The 16,791-nt window shown below is 64.9% G+C and carries 19 protein-coding genes; 9 read left to right on the top strand and 10 right to left on the bottom strand.

From position 1 onward, the window contains the following. A partial coding sequence (locus DFR29_RS29250) for a hypothetical protein (RefSeq protein ID WP_166654158.1) occupies window positions 1-196 on the top strand: 196 nt, incomplete at its 5' end. A gap of 532 nt (window positions 197-728) precedes the next feature. On the opposite strand, the gene DFR29_RS17130 is transcribed toward DFR29_RS29250, so the two are convergent. The 3 genes from DFR29_RS17130 to DFR29_RS17120 form a co-directional block, all read right to left on the bottom strand. Next, window positions 729-3,170, bottom strand: a complete 2,442-nt coding sequence (locus tag DFR29_RS17130; RefSeq protein ID WP_133819831.1) for a winged helix-turn-helix domain-containing protein — start codon at window positions 3,168-3,170, stop codon at window positions 729-731. A 214-nt stretch (window positions 3,171-3,384) separates the two neighbouring features. After that, on the bottom strand, window positions 3,385-3,798 hold the full coding sequence (locus DFR29_RS17125; protein WP_133819830.1) for an LIC_13387 family protein: 414 nt from the start codon (window positions 3,796-3,798) through the stop codon (window positions 3,385-3,387). A 12-nt stretch (window positions 3,799-3,810) separates the two neighbouring features. Then, window positions 3,811-4,236 (bottom strand): RDD family protein, encoded by a 426-nt coding sequence (locus DFR29_RS17120; protein ID WP_133819829.1) that lies wholly within the window; start codon window positions 4,234-4,236, stop codon window positions 3,811-3,813. Between the two features lie 156 nt (window positions 4,237-4,392). On the opposite strand from DFR29_RS17120, the gene xerD reads away from it, so the two are divergent. After that, on the top strand, window positions 4,393-5,316 hold the full coding sequence (xerD, locus tag DFR29_RS17115; RefSeq protein WP_133819828.1) for a site-specific tyrosine recombinase XerD: 924 nt from the start codon (window positions 4,393-4,395) through the stop codon (window positions 5,314-5,316). Between the two features lie 58 nt (window positions 5,317-5,374). On the opposite strand, the gene DFR29_RS17110 is transcribed toward xerD, so the two are convergent. From DFR29_RS17110 to DFR29_RS17090, 5 genes are all read right to left on the bottom strand, one after another. Next, complete coding sequence (locus DFR29_RS17110) at window positions 5,375-5,740, bottom strand: hypothetical protein (RefSeq protein WP_133819827.1); 366 nt, start codon at window positions 5,738-5,740, stop codon at window positions 5,375-5,377. A gap of 9 nt (window positions 5,741-5,749) precedes the next feature. Beyond that, window positions 5,750-5,932 (bottom strand): hypothetical protein, encoded by a 183-nt coding sequence (locus DFR29_RS17105; RefSeq protein WP_133819826.1) that lies wholly within the window; start codon window positions 5,930-5,932, stop codon window positions 5,750-5,752. A gap of 1,103 nt (window positions 5,933-7,035) precedes the next feature. Then, entirely contained in the window at window positions 7,036-7,437 is a 402-nt protein-coding gene (locus DFR29_RS17100; RefSeq protein WP_133819825.1) for a response regulator, read from the bottom strand. Beyond that, window positions 7,424-7,825: a response regulator gene (locus DFR29_RS17095; protein WP_166654157.1), complete on the bottom strand. Its 402-nt coding sequence runs from the start codon at window positions 7,823-7,825 to the stop codon at window positions 7,424-7,426. Before DFR29_RS17095 ends, DFR29_RS17100 begins: the two co-directional genes overlap by 14 nt. A 167-nt stretch (window positions 7,826-7,992) precedes the next feature. Beyond that, window positions 7,993-8,562: a hypothetical protein gene (locus DFR29_RS17090; RefSeq protein WP_133819823.1), complete on the bottom strand. Its 570-nt coding sequence runs from the start codon at window positions 8,560-8,562 to the stop codon at window positions 7,993-7,995. Between the two features lie 454 nt (window positions 8,563-9,016). Here DFR29_RS17090 and DFR29_RS17085 point away from each other — a divergent pair, with 454 nt between their 5' ends. From DFR29_RS17085 to DFR29_RS17070, 4 genes are all read left to right on the top strand, one after another. After that, on the top strand, window positions 9,017-9,502 hold the full coding sequence (locus tag DFR29_RS17085; protein WP_133819822.1) for a hypothetical protein: 486 nt from the start codon (window positions 9,017-9,019) through the stop codon (window positions 9,500-9,502). Window positions 9,503-9,557: 55 nt separating this feature from the next. Then, complete coding sequence (locus DFR29_RS17080; protein WP_133819821.1) at window positions 9,558-9,992, top strand: hypothetical protein; 435 nt, start codon at window positions 9,558-9,560, stop codon at window positions 9,990-9,992. 162 nt (window positions 9,993-10,154) lie between these two features. After that, entirely contained in the window at window positions 10,155-11,261 is a 1,107-nt protein-coding gene (locus tag DFR29_RS17075; RefSeq protein ID WP_133819820.1) for an NADH:flavin oxidoreductase/NADH oxidase, read from the top strand. Between the two features lie 231 nt (window positions 11,262-11,492). Then, window positions 11,493-11,960 carry a CD15/CS22/SEF14 family fimbrial major subunit gene (locus tag DFR29_RS17070; protein ID WP_166654156.1) on the top strand — a complete coding sequence of 156 codons (468 nt, stop codon included), beginning with the start codon at window positions 11,493-11,495 and terminating at the stop codon, window positions 11,958-11,960. 216 nt (window positions 11,961-12,176) lie between these two features. Here the strand turns inward: DFR29_RS17070 and DFR29_RS17065 are convergent, their stop codons facing one another. Together DFR29_RS17065 and DFR29_RS17060 are read right to left on the bottom strand one after the other, a co-directional pair. Continuing rightward, window positions 12,177-12,542: a DUF5329 family protein gene (locus tag DFR29_RS17065; protein WP_133819818.1), complete on the bottom strand. Its 366-nt coding sequence runs from the start codon at window positions 12,540-12,542 to the stop codon at window positions 12,177-12,179. Window positions 12,543-12,891: 349 nt separating this feature from the next. Next, window positions 12,892-13,140: a hypothetical protein gene (locus tag DFR29_RS17060; protein WP_133819817.1), complete on the bottom strand. Its 249-nt coding sequence runs from the start codon at window positions 13,138-13,140 to the stop codon at window positions 12,892-12,894. A gap of 527 nt (window positions 13,141-13,667) precedes the next feature. On the opposite strand from DFR29_RS17060, the gene DFR29_RS17055 reads away from it, so the two are divergent. The 3 genes from DFR29_RS17055 to DFR29_RS17045 all read left to right on the top strand — a co-directional run bounded on the left by DFR29_RS17055 (window position 13,668) and on the right by DFR29_RS17045 (window position 16,224). Beyond that, window positions 13,668-14,861, top strand: coding sequence for a hypothetical protein (locus DFR29_RS17055; RefSeq protein ID WP_166654155.1), 1,194 nt, complete (start codon window positions 13,668-13,670; stop codon window positions 14,859-14,861). 134 nt (window positions 14,862-14,995) lie between these two features. Then, on the top strand, window positions 14,996-15,490 hold the full coding sequence (locus DFR29_RS17050) for a right-handed parallel beta-helix repeat-containing protein (protein WP_133819815.1): 495 nt from the start codon (window positions 14,996-14,998) through the stop codon (window positions 15,488-15,490). Next, the gene (locus tag DFR29_RS17045) at window positions 15,436-16,224 is read left to right on the top strand and encodes a choice-of-anchor Q domain-containing protein (RefSeq protein ID WP_133819814.1); all 789 of its coding nucleotides are present in this window, start codon (window positions 15,436-15,438) and stop codon (window positions 16,222-16,224) included. Before DFR29_RS17050 ends, DFR29_RS17045 begins: the two co-directional genes overlap by 55 nt. The last annotated feature ends 567 nt before the right edge of the window (window positions 16,225-16,791 follow it).

Below are 16,791 nucleotides of genomic sequence, written 5' to 3'. Positions count from 1 at the left end.
CGCCACGGCCAGCAGCCTCACGCCCGATCCGAACCCCGCCAACAACACCGGCACGGATACCACGCCCGTCCTGGTGCCACCGCGTCCGCCGCAGCCGGCACCGGCCTTGACCCCTGCCATGCTGCTGCTGCTCACAGGCCTGATGGCGGGCCTGGCCTTCCTTGAAAACCGCCGCCGACCCCTGCGCCGGCGCTGACGCCCACCCCGGGACAAGGTCCAGGCGCAGGGATGCGCCTGGGTCTTCTCCGCCGGGACAAAGGGACCCGATGTGGTCAAACGCGGTCGCCTGGAAGCCCGCTGTCCGGCTGACGGTGCTATCCCGCAAGCCGTACAACCCGACCGGAAATGGTGGCGGCTGCACTCTGGCGCTTGCAGGTAGCTGGCGGCGTGTGCGGTCCGTCGATGCTTCGGCATGATGGCAGCCGGTCTGGGGACTCATCGCTCTGCGGCCTTTCGCCAACGACGTTGCATTGCCGCCAGCCTCGGCGTGTCAGCTGCCTCTGAGCGGCAACGGGTAGTTTTCGATTTCTATATTTTTGCTCGCTGTGGCGGTTGCTGTGGCGGCTAGTAGCACGTAACGGACAAATCGGTAGAGGGATGGCGAAGGACTGGTCGAGCAGGACGCCGCTGCGGAGCGCGGCCAATAGCCCACGCTAGTGGCCAAGTGAGCAGCAAGTGCTGCGCGGCCAGGACGAGCCAGCTGCTATCGATTTGTCCGTTACAGGCGGCTAGGGCTCTATCGCCACCAGCGGCCGTTCGCCTGCGAGCTGTGCTGCGCGCTGCTCGGCCAGATGCAAGGCCTTGGTCTGGCCCAGGGCCGAGTTGATCTGCACGAACACCGAGGCGGCGCGCAGGTCGCGGTCGGCCCAGGGTGCGATGCGTGCGCTGAGCGCGCGCGCCTGGTCCAGCTGGCCGTTGCGCACCAGCATGTCGGCATAGGGGCGGATCACATCGACCAGGTCGTCGGGAATGGCGCCGGCCGCGTCGACCTGGCGTAGCGCCTGTTCGAACAGCGGCTGGGCGCTGTCCAGGCGCTGTTCGGCGACCTCCTGTTCGGCCCGGGCCAGGCTGGCATAGGTCTGCGACCAGGGCTCGGCACGCTGCTGCACCCAGGCAAACAGGGCCTGGGTCTCGCGCGCGGCCGATACCAGGTCGCCCTGGGCGCGCAGGGCACGCAGACGCAATGTCCAGGTCTGCAGATAGCGGCAACGGTCGCTGGCATCCAGTGCTGGCGTCAGTGCCGCCTGCGCCAGCCGTGCGGCGCGCGCATGCTCGCCGCGGGCCGCTGCAATCTGTGCCTGTACGCCGGCGGTTTTGGCGCGCACGGCCAGATCCAGTTCGGCGTCGGCCTGGGCCAGGATGCCGTCGACCAGTTGCTGCGCCGCATCCAGACGGCCGGTTTCGAACAAGGCCTGGGCGCGCACCAGGCTGAGTTTCCAGCGCAGGCGCCGATTCTGGCTATGGGCCTCGGGCGGCCAATAGCGTTCGGTGGTCGCCAGCGCCGCTTCATGGTCCAGCAGCAGCTGTTGCACCTCGGCGATGCTGGCCAGGGTGAAGACGTATTCCTCCTGCGCGCCGACCCGCTGGAAGCGTGCGGCTGTGTCGATCAACGGAGCGAGTGCCGTAGCCGGACGCAGGCGCAGCACCTCGATCAGGGCCAGGTTCAGATCGACCTGGCCTACGCCCAGGGCGTTGCCGGCAGATTCCATCTCGCTGCGCGCCAAGCCCAGGTCGGACACGGCCTGTTCGTAGCGGCCGCGCAAGGTGGCGACCAGGCCGCGGCCGAGCAGAGCCAGGCCCAGCGCATCCGGTGCCTTGCCCTGCTGCAGCAGGCGGATGGCCTCGTCGTAGTGCACGGCGGCATCGTCGGGGCGCTCGCGCCGGATGTAGCTGGCCGCCAGCGTGACCAGGGCGCGGCCGCGCAATTCTGCATCGCGGCTGGCGGGTACCGTGTCCAGCAGCGCGAGCAGGCGCTGCTCTACGGCGAGGTAGTCGCCGGCGCGCAGTTCGATCTGGGCCAGGCGCAGCACGATTTCCGGGCGTTCGCGCAGCGGTGCTTCGGCGCGCCGGATCAGCTCCAGCGCGGTCTGCAACTGGTCGGCCAGCATGGCTGCGCGGGTGCGCTGCAGTAGCTCGGTCAATGCTTGCGGCGCCTCGTCGCGACGGTCCGGTGGCAGGTGGCCCAGGCGCAGCAGCAAGGTGTCGGCGGCTTCGCGCGCCGCGACGATGGCGTCGTCGTGATGGGTTTCCACCAGCAGTTGGCGCTGCTGGTCCTGTGCACGCAGGCGGACCAGCCACTGGCCCTGGCTGCGCTCGACCTCGGGCTGAATGCGCAAGGTGTCGGCGCCGACGAGACCGCTGGCTTCGAGCAGCGGGCCGGCTTCGGTTTCGCTGCGATCGCGCAGCAGCGCGACGACGGACTCGCTGGCCGCGGTGGCCAGCTCGCCGCGGCGCAGGCGGCTGGCGACCAGGTCCATCAGTCCCAGTCGCAGCCACGCCCACTCCTCGTCGGCGCGCACAAGCGCGGGCAGGACCAGGGCAGGTGCGGCAGGCGCAGCCGTCGGCTGCTGCGTCGTGGCCTGCTGCTTTGTTGCATTGTTCCTTGGTTGAAAATGCAGCATCGCCAGCAGGCCGAGCAGCGCCAGCACGGCTACGGCGCTGGCCCAGTGCTGACGCAGGCGCCGAGGCATGGCATGGGTCTGGAGCAGGGAAGCGGACTCGGGTAGTGCTGTTGCCGCTGCCAGATCTGTTTCGTCCGCTGCGCTGCCTGCCTGCAGCGGTGCCGGTTCTGCCGCTGCATCCGCTGCCGCCGCGCTGTCGCCATCGGGAGCCTGTTCCAGCACCGCTGCCGCGGCTGCGTTCACCGGACCCACCCAGCGATAGCCAAAGCGCGGCACGGTGCGTATCCACTGCTGCGTATCGCCGCTGTCGCCCAGCGCGCGGCGCAGGCGTACCAGGGTTTGACCCAGCAGGCTGTCGGCCACATCGCTGCGGCCCCAGATCGCTGCCATCAGTTCGTCGCGGCCGACGGCGCGTTCGCGATGCAGGATCAGATAGACAAGTCCGTCGAACGCGCTGCTGGGCAGCTCGATCAGCTCGCTGCCGCGGCGCAATTCGCGCGTCGCGGGATTGAGTTCGAATTCGCCTAAGCCTATGGACGTAGATGACATGCGCAGAAAAGACCGGACAAAGACGCGCAGACGCGTGCAACGGCCGCATCGTCGCACTGTTGCGCCACGGCGTCGCGCATGCACTGTGCAGAACGTGACGGATATGGCGAGAGGCGGCGCCGGTGCAGTGTTCGACTGCCCGGCAGAGCAGGCTGACCATGCTGCGGTATTCGCCGTCCTGCGCTCGCCGGTGCGAACGTCGGTTCTGCTGTGCTCAGAAGCTGAGGCGCAGCGCCGCCAGTACGAAACAGGCGCTGGACAAGGCCAGCCCGATCAGCGGAATGCGGAACCAGTAGCGCACGGCCAATGCCAGCCAGGCCAGTGCATTCACCGCGGCCAGCCAGGCGAACAGCGGTGCACTGTGCAGGAAATCCATATGCCAGCCGGCCAGCAACAGCACGAAGGCGGCGAATACCATGGCGCCCAGGCTGTGGCTGGCATTGAAGCCAATCCAGGCACGCCACATCGTCGTGGCGCGGGTCAGGCGCGGATGGGTCGCCTGCATCGCTACGCGTGTTGCGGGATCGCGCGGCGAAAACTTCTCGCCGACAAAGGTGTAAAGCAGATGGATGCCGCCCAGCACGCCGAATATCAGCGCCCCGGCAATCAACAGCACCTGTTCGAGCATCGCCCTCGCTCCTCAGCGCTTGGGCATCCGCAGCATGCGGGTGCCGCTGGCCAGGTCGTGCCAACCGCGGCGGTCGCGCTCGAACAGGCACCAGAAGAATCCCAGACCGCCGACCGCCAGCGACAGCAGCGCGACGAAAAACCGCAGCAGGCAGGCACTCCAACCGGGCGGGCGCTGTGTGTTATCGACCACCTGCAGGCGCCAGGCGCGCATGCCTATGGTCTGCCCGCCAAAACGCCAGGACACGACGTAGTAGGCCACCAGCACGAACAGCAGTAGCAGCCGGTACCACCAGGAGTGATAGTCGAGCTGGCCCAGGGTCAGCGCCATCGCGCCGGCGCCGGTGGCCAGCAGCAGGGCCAGCACGGGAAACAGGTCGTAGAGCATGGCGGCGATGCGCCAGCCCAGGTGGGCTGGCTGGGGCGTTGCTGGGTTCATGCGCAATAGGTGCAGACCGGGAATCGGCGCAAGCATGACGCGTGGCCGCGTCCAAGTCGATGCACTGGCGGCGGCGATCGGCCGCTGCCGCGACGCGACCGGCTACGCTGGCCCGGCTTCTGGGCTAACCTGCGGCGATTCCGCCGAACGCTCGTCATGACCGATATCGAATCACCGCCGCTGCACGAGATCGACCGCAAGGCGATCGAGCAATTCATCGAACAGATCTGGTCCGAATACGGCCTGGCCGAGAACACCCTGTCCAGCTATCGCAGCGACCTGTCCGGTTTCGCGCGCTGGCTGGGCGGGCAGGGTGCGAGCCTTGCGCTGGCAACGCGCGAGCTGCTGTATCGCTATCTGGCGCAGCGGTCGGCGGCACGCTATACCGCGCGCTCGAATGCGCGGCTTTTATCCACTTTGCGGCGTTATTACAAATTGATGCGGCGCATCGGCCGGGTCGAGCAAGACCCAACCCTGCTGTTGGAAGCCCCCAGGCTGCCTCGCTCGCTGCCCAAGGCGCTGAGCGAGGCCGAAGTGGAAAATCTGATTCGCGCACCGGATGTCGCCACGTCCCTGGGCCTGCGCGATCGCGCCATGCTCGAACTGCTGTATGCCACCGGCCTGCGCGTGAGCGAACTGGTCGGCTTGCGCGCCGACCAGATCAACCTGCGCCAGGGCGTGCTACGCGTTACCGGCAAGGGCGGCAAGGACCGGCTGGTGCCGATCGGCGAGGAGGCGCAGCACTGGCTGGAAAAATTCGTCGCCGAGGCGCGGCCGCTGCTGTTGCGTGGCCGGGTCGCCGAGGCGGTCTTCGTTACCGCGCGCGGGCAGGGCATGACACGGCAGATGTTCTGGTTCATGGTGAAGAAGCACGGGCTTGCCGCCGGCATCGCAGGGCAGCGCATTTCGCCGCATGTGCTGCGCCACTCGTTTGCGACGCACCTGCTCAATCACGGCGCCGATCTACGCGCGCTGCAGCTGTTGCTGGGCCATAGCTCGCTGTCGACCACGCAGATCTACACCTACGTGGCCAAGGAAGGCCTCAAGCGGCTGCACGCGCAGCACCATCCGCGCGGATGATGCGCGGGCGACGCGCACTCGCACTGGCTGGCGCAATGCACCGGCTAACGCAGGCGCATCAGCGCCCTTTTTTCGGCGGCCAGGTCGCACCGCGCGATTTGTCCGCCGGCGAGGGCCTGGGCAAAGGGTCCATGTCGGCGGCAAGAAGGCGTATGTCGACGTTGACGAAGGACCCGTCACCGTCCGCATCCAGCTGGGAAGCGCCGCCGATCTTAACCTTGTCGATGTCCAGGAACAGTTCTTCGCCCTGGCGCGGCGGCCGCTGCCGGCTGCAGATGGAAAGCTCGATGCGCAGGCGTGCCTTCGAATTGACCGGGAAGTCTTCCTGTGGCCGCAATTTGCGCAAAGTTGCTAGTTCCACTTTGGCGGTCGCGGTTTCGTTCTCGATTTCCAGACAACGGCCTATGGCAATGTCGTAGCCCAATGTCATCTCCTATGGCAGCCGAACCAGCGAATTCACCGCGCCGACGAGATGGCTGCTGAGCAGCGCCCGGAGCCTGGCCTCGACGGCGACGATGTTGTCCAGATTGGAAGGTGCCGACAGCGAATAAATGAATCCGTCGGCATTGTGTCGCGGCGAGCGGCTGACCTGTACGCGCGTACTGTTGCTGGCCATAGACCAGATTTGCCGCAGCAGTTCGGGGCCTACGCTGGTGCCGGGGGAAAGTACAAACTGAAAATGTTTAATTATTGCCATGTGGCAGCAGGCCCGGCCAGGTGAGAGCGGTTCCGTCTCGGAGACCGTGTTTTCATTCAGCGGCTGTCGCCGCCGCCGGCTTTGTCTTGCGCCGGAGCGACGGCATGCCGGATCTGACGATGCGTATGCGCAGGAAGGTTGTACATGGCGACTCCTGAAACCTGTCGTGGCGCCGAAGCGCCTTCGGTCTCGTGTCGCCTTGTCGGGCACACGATAGCCGCTGGTGCCAGCGCCCGGAAACGCCGGCCAAACCCTGCGGGGCTCATTACTACGCGCTCAACGCGCAAACGCGGTCACAGCATACTCCAACGAAGCGGTATTGCTAGCAAATCAACGGCGTGGCGGCAAAAACGCTGCTATCGGCGCAAATTCCGCCGTAAGCCGCGAACTAGTGGCCTGTAACGGACAAATCGACAGCAGCTGGCCCGGCCTGGCCGCGCAGCACGTGCTGCTCACTTGGCCACTAGCGCGGGCTATTGGCCGTGCTCCGCAGTGGCGTCCTGCACGTCCAACCCTTCGCCATCCCTCTGCCGATTCATCCGTTACAGGCCACTAGCCATTGCGCAGGCGGCGCGGGAAAAACCGGTAAAGCAGTGCTGCGTTGCTGCTCCATCCACTTTGCGCCGGTATCGGCGCCACTGCCGGATCAGGCCAACAGCAGGGAATGCTTTGAATTTCCCCTGTCTCGAGCGTCGAGAAAAATGCAAAAATTTTCGCATTTGCCGAATTTGCAATTCCTGGCCGCTGCGCGGCAGCAGCCTGCCCGGCTGGTCCGTGGGCACACGGCGATGTGCCGTTCTGGCCATCTGGTCGCCGGTTCACCCAACCGCTCACTATGGTCGGATCGATGTTATGCCGGTGTTATACCGTTACCCAGGTAGGCCCTCGACAGGTCGTGCCGCCGCTGCTCCGGCTGGCATCGCGCCGACAAAACGCACGCCAGCAGACAGCATGGCAAGCCCTTGCAGGGGGAAAGCTGTTTCAGGTGCGGGCGGATCGCGCCCGGCGGTTGCCAGCACCAGTTAGCGCCGGGCCGATGCGCGCAGGCGCTTGATCCAGTTGACCAGCAACTGCGAGTCATAGGGTTTGCGCAGATGCGGGCCGTCATCGCACAGCTCGGTCGCCACTTCGGCGGCTTTCTGCAGTGTTCCTGCCAGGACGACATGTATGTCCGGCCAGCGGCTGCGCACTGCTTTGGCGAGGGCGAAGCCGTCCCGCGCGCCCGGTGTGTCGAGCGCGCAGAACACAATGTCGACCAGCGGCTGGCGCCGTTCGAGCAGGGTCCAGGCTTCGTCGGTCGTTGCCGCCTCGATGACGAGGTAGCCGCATTCCCGGAGGTAAGCTGCAATTGGCGTACGTGCCAGTATTTCCGCGTCGACCAACAGAATGGACGGCGTGTCGTCTGCGTTGTCAGCGGGATTCATGCTTGGCCAGAACCGTATCGAGGTGGGACAGCAGCTGCTCCGGGCGATACGGCTTGCGAAAGCACACCACGCCGTCGCCGAGATCCTGCGGGCGTAAATCCAGCCCGGTAACCAATACCACCGGCAGATGCGGCGTTGTGTTGCGCAGATGCCGCAGCAATCCCAGGCCGTTCATCGAACCGGCCATCTCCACATCGGTGATCACGCAATCGACCGGCAGGGACGCGCTCAGCAGGGTCAGGGCCTGGTCCGCATCTGCCGCCTCGTAGACGATGAAGCCGAGCACGCGCAACAGTCCCGCCAGGGAGACGCGCGCTGCTATCGTGTCGTCGACGACCAGGATGTGCCTGGGCTCATCGGCGGCGCTGGTACTGGCGAGTTCTTGCATGCAACAGGCTCCCTCCGCTGCCGGTGCCGAAGGCGTGGCTGCATCGGGCCCGACCATTGCAGGGGAAGTGTGTAGCCGAAGTCAACGGCGCCCGGCGGCGACGGTGTGTGCGGCCGCTTGCCGATCGCCAGGGGCAGCCGTGGCCGCGATGGCCCTGGCGATCGCGGTCAATCCGTCTCGGTCGCGATGACTACCTCGATCAGACGCTCTGCAGCGAATGCGTGCTGCAGGCGATCGAACAGTTCAGTGCGTGTCAGGCTGGTGCTGATGCACAGCTCGCGCCGCAACCGACAGGCAACAGGCGCGTCGGAAGCGTCGTCTACCGCTGTCACGGCAGCTGCGGGGTCGGGCGACCATAGCTGGCCGCGTCCCGGCCACACGCCGCGTATGACGACCGAGCGTACCTGCTCGAAGGCCCAGTCGTCGCCTGACAGTCGTGCGTGAATGGCAAGACTGTCGCCGCTGTCCAGCGGTATACCTTGCAATGCAACGCGATAGTCGCGGTGCATTGCAGATACGGTCGTCTCGGCGTTGCCGATTCGGCCATGCCATCGCAGCACGTCTTGCTCCCTTGCTTGCCGTAACGGCGCATCGGCTACGTTTTCGCCTAGTCCATGCGTTCGCGCATGTGAAGATAGTTGGGGCGCTGGGCCGTGGCAGATGAAGAAGTTTTTACGTTGCAGTGCAGTTGCAGCCATCGCGCCGTTGCGTACAACTGATACCCAGGAATGCTTCATGTATACATTGCCGAAACGCAGCGCCGCCGTGGCAGTGCTCCAGCGTCGCGGTGCACGGTCCTGACGTCGGTTCGACAGCGGCGGACTGTACAGGTGGCGATTTCTGTACAGGCATACCTGTGACGCAGTGATCCAAGCGGCACTTCCCCCCGGGTGATTCCATGGTGTGCGTAGCGGCCTGCCGGTGTCCGTCCCCGCGATGTGGGTTTCGATGCAACGCCGGCCCCTGGCCTTGCCCGCACGTTTTCTCGTGCGCTCATGCCGGCCCCATGCCGTCTGGGGCGCGGCGATGCCGCTGCGGCAAAGAACCGCAGGCCGCTGATTGCCTGGTGCGGAGCCCGGCGCTACGCGTGGCGACGGACGGCGTGTGATCTGGAGACGTGCCGCGGCAGCGGCGCAGGAAACTGTAACCGGCGGCTCCGGCTCTTCCTGTTGCTGTGTCCGCAACACACGAATGGCTGACTTCGCTCGTCATCACACAATGTCTATTGTTGCTTATGGGAAAATGCGTAAGATCGATGACGCCATGAAAACGAGTCGACCTTCATCGCCGCGCGCCGATCGGTCTTGTTGCCGTCGTGGCGAGCTGAACCTGGTGCCTGCCAGGGTGCCGTCGAAACAATGGCATGCCATCGTTCGGCGCTTGGAAACGGGCGCTGCGCGACTGCTGGTCGGCGCGCTACTGTTCTGGCAGGCGCCGGTTTCGCGCGCTGCCGATGTCGCCATTTCGCTGCGACTCGATGCAGATTGGGTAGAGCTGATCCGGGCACAGCGCAGGGCGCAGGGAATCGATGCGCCCGATGCCGCAGCGGACGCGCGCTTCGCTGCGTGGCTGCAGCGTGCGCAACAGCAGAACGGTAAAGCAGCGACACCGGCGCGGCAGAAGGTCCAGCGCGGCGCGGTTGCGGCAGATCCACCGTTCTGGCTGGTTGTCTATTAGGCGGCCTCGAAGACGCAGGAAACCGCTGTCGATTCCTGAGCCACCTTCGCGCACGATGTGCCTGCTACCCAACGATGCGGGCGATGGCGACGACAGCGCCAGCCACCTGCAGAACTTCCCCACGATAAGCACGCTGATATGGGCGTCAGTGGCGGCACGTCCGGCTACCGATGTCAGCGCTACGGTAAACGCAACGCTCGATACTGCACCGGGCATGTTTCGTATGGATGCGTATTGTTCGCCCGGCTGCGACGACGTAGGTCCGGCAGGTGGGCGTCCCCACGCCCAGTCCTTCATCGGTACCGTGCAAGTCACCTTGCCGGCCGCCGCCCGTACGCTGAAGGTCAACGTGGTGCTGCCGAGCATTGCCAATAGTCTGGTGATCGGCCTTGCGGCTACCGCTGCTGCCGGTAATACCTCGCCGATCGGCACCTGCTTCGCGCTGATCAATACCCCGTTCGACACGGTATTCGGCGACAGTTTCGACTGAACCGGTGTGCCACTGCATCGGCGGATGTCGGTGCGGTGTCTTCCGACTGACGGGTATCCTGGCCGCGCAGCCGGGCGGACGTCTTGTGTGCGCGGCTGCCAAAGACTACATAGCCTGCTGCAGCGCGTTTCGCGTCACCCAGCCCTCCGGCGAGAAAAACCCATGCCTACGCCCAAACTGTTCGAACCCTTGACCGTGGGTTCACTCACACTGGCCAATCGCATCGTGATTGCGCCGATGTGCCAGTACTCCGCCCAGGACGGCTGCATGACCGACTGGCATGCCATTCATCTGGGTCAGCTGGCCTTGTCCGGTGCGGCCCTGCTGACGATCGAAGCGACTGCCGTGCTGCCGCAAGGACGCATTTCCTACGCCGACGTCGGTCTCTGGGACGATGCGACCGAGGCAGGCATGGCGGCGACGCTGGCGCGAGTGCGCCATTGTTCGGACATGCCCATCGCCATTCAGCTGGCCCATGCGGGAAGAAAGGCTTCGACCGATCTGCCCTGGCGCGGCGGCGCACAGTTCGCACCGGGTGACGCCAATGGCTGGCAGACTGTCGCGCCTTCTGCGCTGCCGTTTTCTCCCCAGCACAGCCTGCCGCAGGCGCTGGATCGGCAGGGCATGAAGGAGGTGCGCGATGCGTTCGCCGCGGCCGCGCGGCGCGCAGCGCGGCTGGGCCTGGATGCGGTGCAGATCCATGCCGCGCATGGCTATCTTCTGCACCAGTTCCTTTCGCCGCTGGCCAATGCGCGCAGCGACGAATTCGGCGGCAGCCTGGAAAACCGCATGCGTTTCCCGCTGGAAGTATTCGATGCAGTGCGCGCGGCATTTCCGGCGCAGCGCGCGGTCACCGTGCGCGTATCCGGTACCGATTGGATCGACGGCGGCTGGAGCATCGCCGATACCGTCGTCTTCGCCCAGGCGCTGGAACAGCGCGGCTGCCAGGCGATTCATGTATCCAGCGGCGGCGTGCATCCCGCTCAGGTCATTCCGGTCGGGCCCGGCTACCAGGTTCCGCTGGCGCGCGCGGTCAAGGAGAAAGTATCCATTCCCGTCGTCGCTGTCGGCATGATCACCGAGTACGACCATGCCGAGGCGATCGTTGCCACCGGCGACGCCGATCTCGTCGCGCTGGCCAGGGGCATGCTGTACAACCCGCGCTGGCCCTGGCATGCGGCAGCACATCTGGGCGCTACAGTGAAGGCAGCCGACCAGTATCTGCGTTCGCAGCCGCGGCGCTTTCCACACCTGTTTGCGGCGAAATAGTGGCAGAGTGGAAAAGTGGCTGAAAGTGGAGTGCGCCGTCGCTTCGTGCCGGGTTGTGCGAGGCGGCGCCGGCGCATCTGCACCGATGCCAGAGCTTGATGGATTTGACGAGGAAGTAGCCCAGAACCTTCCATCCGCCCTCGTGAAATCGCCATGCTGCGATCCGCTTTACGGTTTTCCCGATGCGGCTGCATCTATGCTGCCGGCCCCCTGACAACACGATGCCGACTCATGATTCGACTCCGTTTGCTTGCCCTGTGTGTTGCCGGCGTCCTCGCCGTGTCTGTCCTGCCGGCCCAGGCCGGTGTGCTCACCGATCCCGCCAGCGGCGCAAGCTGTACCGATGGCCAGGACGTCGTTATCACACGCAGCGATTTCAGCATCGTCCTCGAAGGCAGCTGCGGTGCGGTCACCATTCGCGGTTCGAACGGCTCGCTCAATGTCGAAGAAGCGAAGAGCGTCAGCGTGACCGGCAGCGGCGTGACGCTGCTGAACCAGAAGGTCGGTACGCTGAACGTCGAGGGCTCGCGCAACACGCTGAACATGACCGAAGTCGACGAGGCCGTCGTCGCCGGCGACGGCAATATGCTGCTGGGCACGCAATACGGCCGTGTGCATTTCCGTGGCAAGAACAACACGGTCAATAGTGACAACAAGCCCACGCTCGTCGACGAAGGCAGCGGCAACCGGGTGATGTAGGCACTGCCGGCAGCGGCCCAGGCAATGGGCCGGATACAGGCACTGTTACTGGCGCCGGCATCTGCCGGCGCCAGACGCGATGGATAACCGCATTCAAGTCGACGAGCTTCGACTGCGCGCCTGCGCCCACGACGCCGGCACTGCGCAAGGTCCGGCGATGAAGCACCCGGCACGGGCGACGTGCTCTGCCGAAGCGTCCAATGCCAGGCTTGTGGGCTACTCGGGACGGTACTGCGCCAGCTTTTCGCGCAGGAACTGCGCGGATTCGAGCACGCGGCCATCCTTGAGCCGGATGCGGTATTTCTCCCCTGACATCGATGACTGCGTGCCCAGCTCATCGATGAACTGCCCGGCAGTCTGGATCCTGTCCCCTGCATTGCCCAGTTTTCTGCGCAGGTGCTCGGCTGCTTTGACTGCCGTGTGCTCGCTGCCATTGCGGATGAATGTTGCACCGTCGAGCGCCTGGATCGAGGTAATCAGGTAGTCGATCTTCTTCTGCTCGGTGTCGTGGCGGACCGCGAGCGCGCTGGTTCCGCAGACGAGAAGGAAACCGAGGAGCAATGAGGTAAGGAAGGTTTTCATGGAGGAACGCCCTGCCGGTTGACGGCGAACAGTGGCGGCATCACAGCAGTACAGTCAACGCCAGACCCTGGTTCGCGCCGCTTCCGCTTCCCGCTACGCGCAATTCGTAGCAGGGCCGCAACGCCATATCGCCAAAGCCGTCTTGCGACAGCTTTAGGGGCTTGTCTGACGCGGCGCCAGCCCCGCAACGCAGCGATCAGGTTGCGGTGACGATGTCAGCTGCTGTCGAGAGCGAATCGCGGAGAGCGACTGCAGTGCCGGTTGCGGCGGATCGAACAGCAGGATGTGTTCGACGAAGCGGGGTGGCAGTACTTTGGTCGTCATCACCTTTTGCCGTCGGCCCGCCCGCTCACCGGCGCGCTTTGCTGTACATCCACTGCGGAATGCAGGCTGCCGTCGCCGTTCCATCGCACCAGGCAGACTGTGTGAACTGGCCGCCTGCCACCAGCTTGCCGTCGGGTTGCACGGCTAGCGTGACGACAGGCGCGTTCGCATTCGGCGCAAACCCGTCGCCGGCCCGCGCATAAGCCCGCTGAACAAGGCAGACACCCAGCAACACGCGCACGAAGCGTGCATACGCCAGCATGCGATCACTCATGGTCTATGCCCCAAAGGACGCCGGGCCCGGTCGATCGCGCGGAATGGGTGAAATGCCACCCGCCTTGCTGGCTTGCCGATGTCGAGCAACCTGGACTTTCGATTCGACCTTCGGCCTGGCGCAAAGGCATGCATCAACCACTCACGAATGCGCAAGCGGGTGAAGCGCCTCGGCCTTCAGGTCTCGGACTGGCCGGGCTCCGCCTCTGGGTCTCACCGTGAGATGGCGCAAAAACGCTACCCTCCTTGCGACGGGGCGATGAAAGCCCAGCCCAGCAGCGGCACGGCAATCCCCGTTTCGGCCCGGCCCCGGGCGTGACCGAAGTGTTCGCCCCTCGGCGATCGAGTGCAGAAACAGCACGCCATGGCAGAACTGCCGCGCGTTCGTCGTTTAGTTAATACAAGAGGCGTTCTGCGCCCGACTCGGGTCAGCGAACGGGCCTGCGCGTTCCGTCGACAGCCTTGCACGTGCGCAGGCTGGCCCGCGCACGCTGTGCTTTATCGCAATAATCAATCGAAGGGCGAGACATGAATCTACTGATCAAGCGCGGGCGCCGGTTCGGCATCGCCAGCGCCATCCTCCTGGCCGCCAGTGCAAGCGCGCCAGCCTTGGCGGCCAAGCAGGCGTTCGTCACATCCATCGCCGACAGCGGGATATTGGGCAACTGGGCCGATGCGGGCGGCAACGTGGGGCTGGCCGCGGGCGATGCCATCTGCGTGGCGCGGGCAACTGCCGCGAATCTGCCCAATCCGGGCGATTACGTGGCCTGGCTGTCGGATTCGACGAACGACGCCTACTGCCGCATACACGGCTTCAACGGCACCAAGGCCAACTTGTGCGGGCAGGCCACGTTGCCGGCGGGCGCCGGGCCGTGGCAGCGCGTCGACGGCACGCCGTTCATGGCGGTGATCGAACGCGCGATCGAAGGAGACGTCTACATGCCGTTGAGCCTCGACGAGTTCGGCGCCACGGTAAACAACCAGCGCCTCTATACGGGGACCACGCCCGACGGCACCGTGACCGATCTGCATTGCGGCAACTGGCTCATCGATGACGATGTGAGAGTCGGCAGCACGTCCCAGACGTATCCGGGATGGACCCAAGTTGCCGGCAGGGCCTTCTGCAACAGCGGTCGCCTGGCCTGCATGCAGAAAGGTGCGGGACCTGCACTGTCCTTGCCGCCGAGTGGCGGGAAGCAGGCGTTCATTACCCGGGAGCTATCCACCGGCAACCTGGGGACGTCGCCGCTGGCTGGCGGGAATTCCGGCCTCGCTGCGGCCGATGCGATCTGCCGAAACTCTGCGCAGGCCGCGAATCTGTACGAGCCACAGAGCTACAAGGCGTATATCGCAGCCGGCTCGAATCCCGCGGCGCGCTTCCAGAACGACGGTCCCTGGTTCCGGCTCGACGGCGTCAGGTTCGCCGACGACTTCGCGCAGATCAGCTCGGGCTTCGTACGTGCCCCGCTGAACCTGACTGAGACCGGCCTGTACAGGAATTCATTCGTGAACTACGCATGGACCGGCGTGGACAACAACGGCAGTTTCGGTGTGAATTGCAGCGGCTGGAACGCATCGTCAGGAGCTGGCTGGACGAGTCTGCCGGAAGCCAATGGTCCACGCTGGCCCAGGTCCTATCTCGACTCGGTCGGCTGTAGCTTGCTCCAGGCGTTGTACTGCCTTTCGGATTCCGATCTGCTTTTCCGCTACGGTTTCGACTAGGTCGCCATCGAGCATCGGCCAGGGCCCGCCCTCGGAAAATCCGATGGCAGTGCTGTCGCGGCTTCGTCGTTTGAGTCATCAAGTCCATGCGCGTCCAGCGCCGGGCTGCCTGGACGAACGACGAGGAAATCGCGATGAAACCACTTCTTGGCCGATGCTGCGCCGTAGCGATCAACCTGCTGCTGGCGGGCGGCGCGAGTGCTCCGGCATGGGCGGCCACGATTACGGTCACGACAAACGCGGATAGCGGCCCGGGTTCGTTTCGCCAGGCGGTGTCTTCCGCCGTGGCCGGTGACACGATCAACTTCAATCTCGCCTGGCCGGCCATGATTGCGATTCTCCAGGCGCCGCTCTACATCACGAAGAATCCGGCCATCGACGGGCCGGGCGCCGACAAGCTGACCTTCGACGGCAACAACGCCGGCAGTCCCCTGTTCCAGACCCATTTCTCGGCCTCGCTGACGATCAGCGGCGTGACGATCCGGCGTGGGGGTTCTGGCGCCATCTATGTGCCGAGCAGCACGCAATCCTTGACGCTGAGGCACTGCGCATCGTCGACAATATCGAACGAGCCTTGCTTGTATGGGGCAATCTCACGGTCGAGGACTGCGCGTTCTCCGGCAATCTGACCACCAATCTCTCGACCACTGACTACGGTAGTGCGATCTACGTCGTCAACGGTACGTCGACCATCAGCAACTCCACCTTCGCCGGCAATGAGTCGAGCGATGGCTGCGGCGCGATCTACAACGACGGCAGCATGACGATTCGCAACAGCACGTTCTCCGACAACAGGAGCATCGGCACCAACAGCAGTCAAGGCGGCGCCATCTGCAGCCCAGGCGCGCTGGTCATCGAGAAGTCCACATTCACCGGCAATTACGCGCGCGGCTACGGGGGAACCCTCCTGGCTGGCCACGGGACACTGACCAGCAGCACTTTCCGCGAAAATTTCTCGCAGCTCGGTGGCGACAGTATCAAGGGTGGCCGCGGGTTCGTCGTCAGCCGATCCATCCTGCAGAGTTGTTCCGGCGCGGTGACCTCCAGCGGCGACAACATCGTGAGCGACGGCTCGTGCTTTCCCGCCTCGGCCGAGATTTTCGACCGCATCGGTCTCGATCCGCTACTGGAGGCGTTGGCCAACAACGGTGGGCCGACGAAGACGATGGCGTTGCGGGCCGGCAGCCCCGCGATCGACCAGGTGATCGTCAACGCTGCGAGCTGCACCGGCACCGACCAGCGTGGCTCCGCCCGACCGAGCGGCCCGCGCTGCGACATCGGCGCCTACGAGCGGACGGAAATCTCCTGCTCGACCACGGCTTCGAGTAGCCTGATCCGGCGCTGCGCACGCCGTGACTCATAAATAATTGAGTTCATCATGCGAAAGATGGACTTTGTGTTTCTATTGAAAACCTGTCGAGATGATGCCGGAATCGGGAAGCATGCCGGCGATGCAGGGAATGGCACCTGCCAGCCACGCCGGTCTGCGATCTACCGGGTTTCCGATAGATCGATTCCTCAGATCTGAGGAGCGGCCGACCAAAGCAAGGATTCCGGATATCCCGCCAAAGCGAGCATCCGCAGTTCGCCAGAGCTATTCCACAACACCGTTTCCACTCCGGCTGACAGCAGCACCACCGACACGGCCTCCTCTGTGGTTGCGAGCAGCTGCAGGGCACGGCCCCTGGCATAGGACACTGCCTCATCCTTGCAAGGGTAGTCCCGGCAATACACGGGCGCTTGCCTACCGCTGTCTCGGACGGTGACTCGCCAAAGCGGATCCAACTGACAAACCTGCACAACAAATCGACTGTTCATGACTCACCCCCCTGTGGGCTGAGCCATCATCCTCCCAGGGGCGGCCCAGCGCCAGCGCCTGGCCGGCTGAATTGACAAATCGTGCAAATACCAGATTCCTCCGCATTGGTCG

It is taken from the genome of Tahibacter aquaticus, from assembly GCF_004363655.1.
Classification (GTDB): domain Bacteria; phylum Pseudomonadota; class Gammaproteobacteria; order Xanthomonadales; family Rhodanobacteraceae; genus Tahibacter; species Tahibacter aquaticus.
The sequence above is the reverse complement of the archived record's forward strand: the minus strand, read 5'-3'. Positions and strand labels throughout refer to the sequence as shown.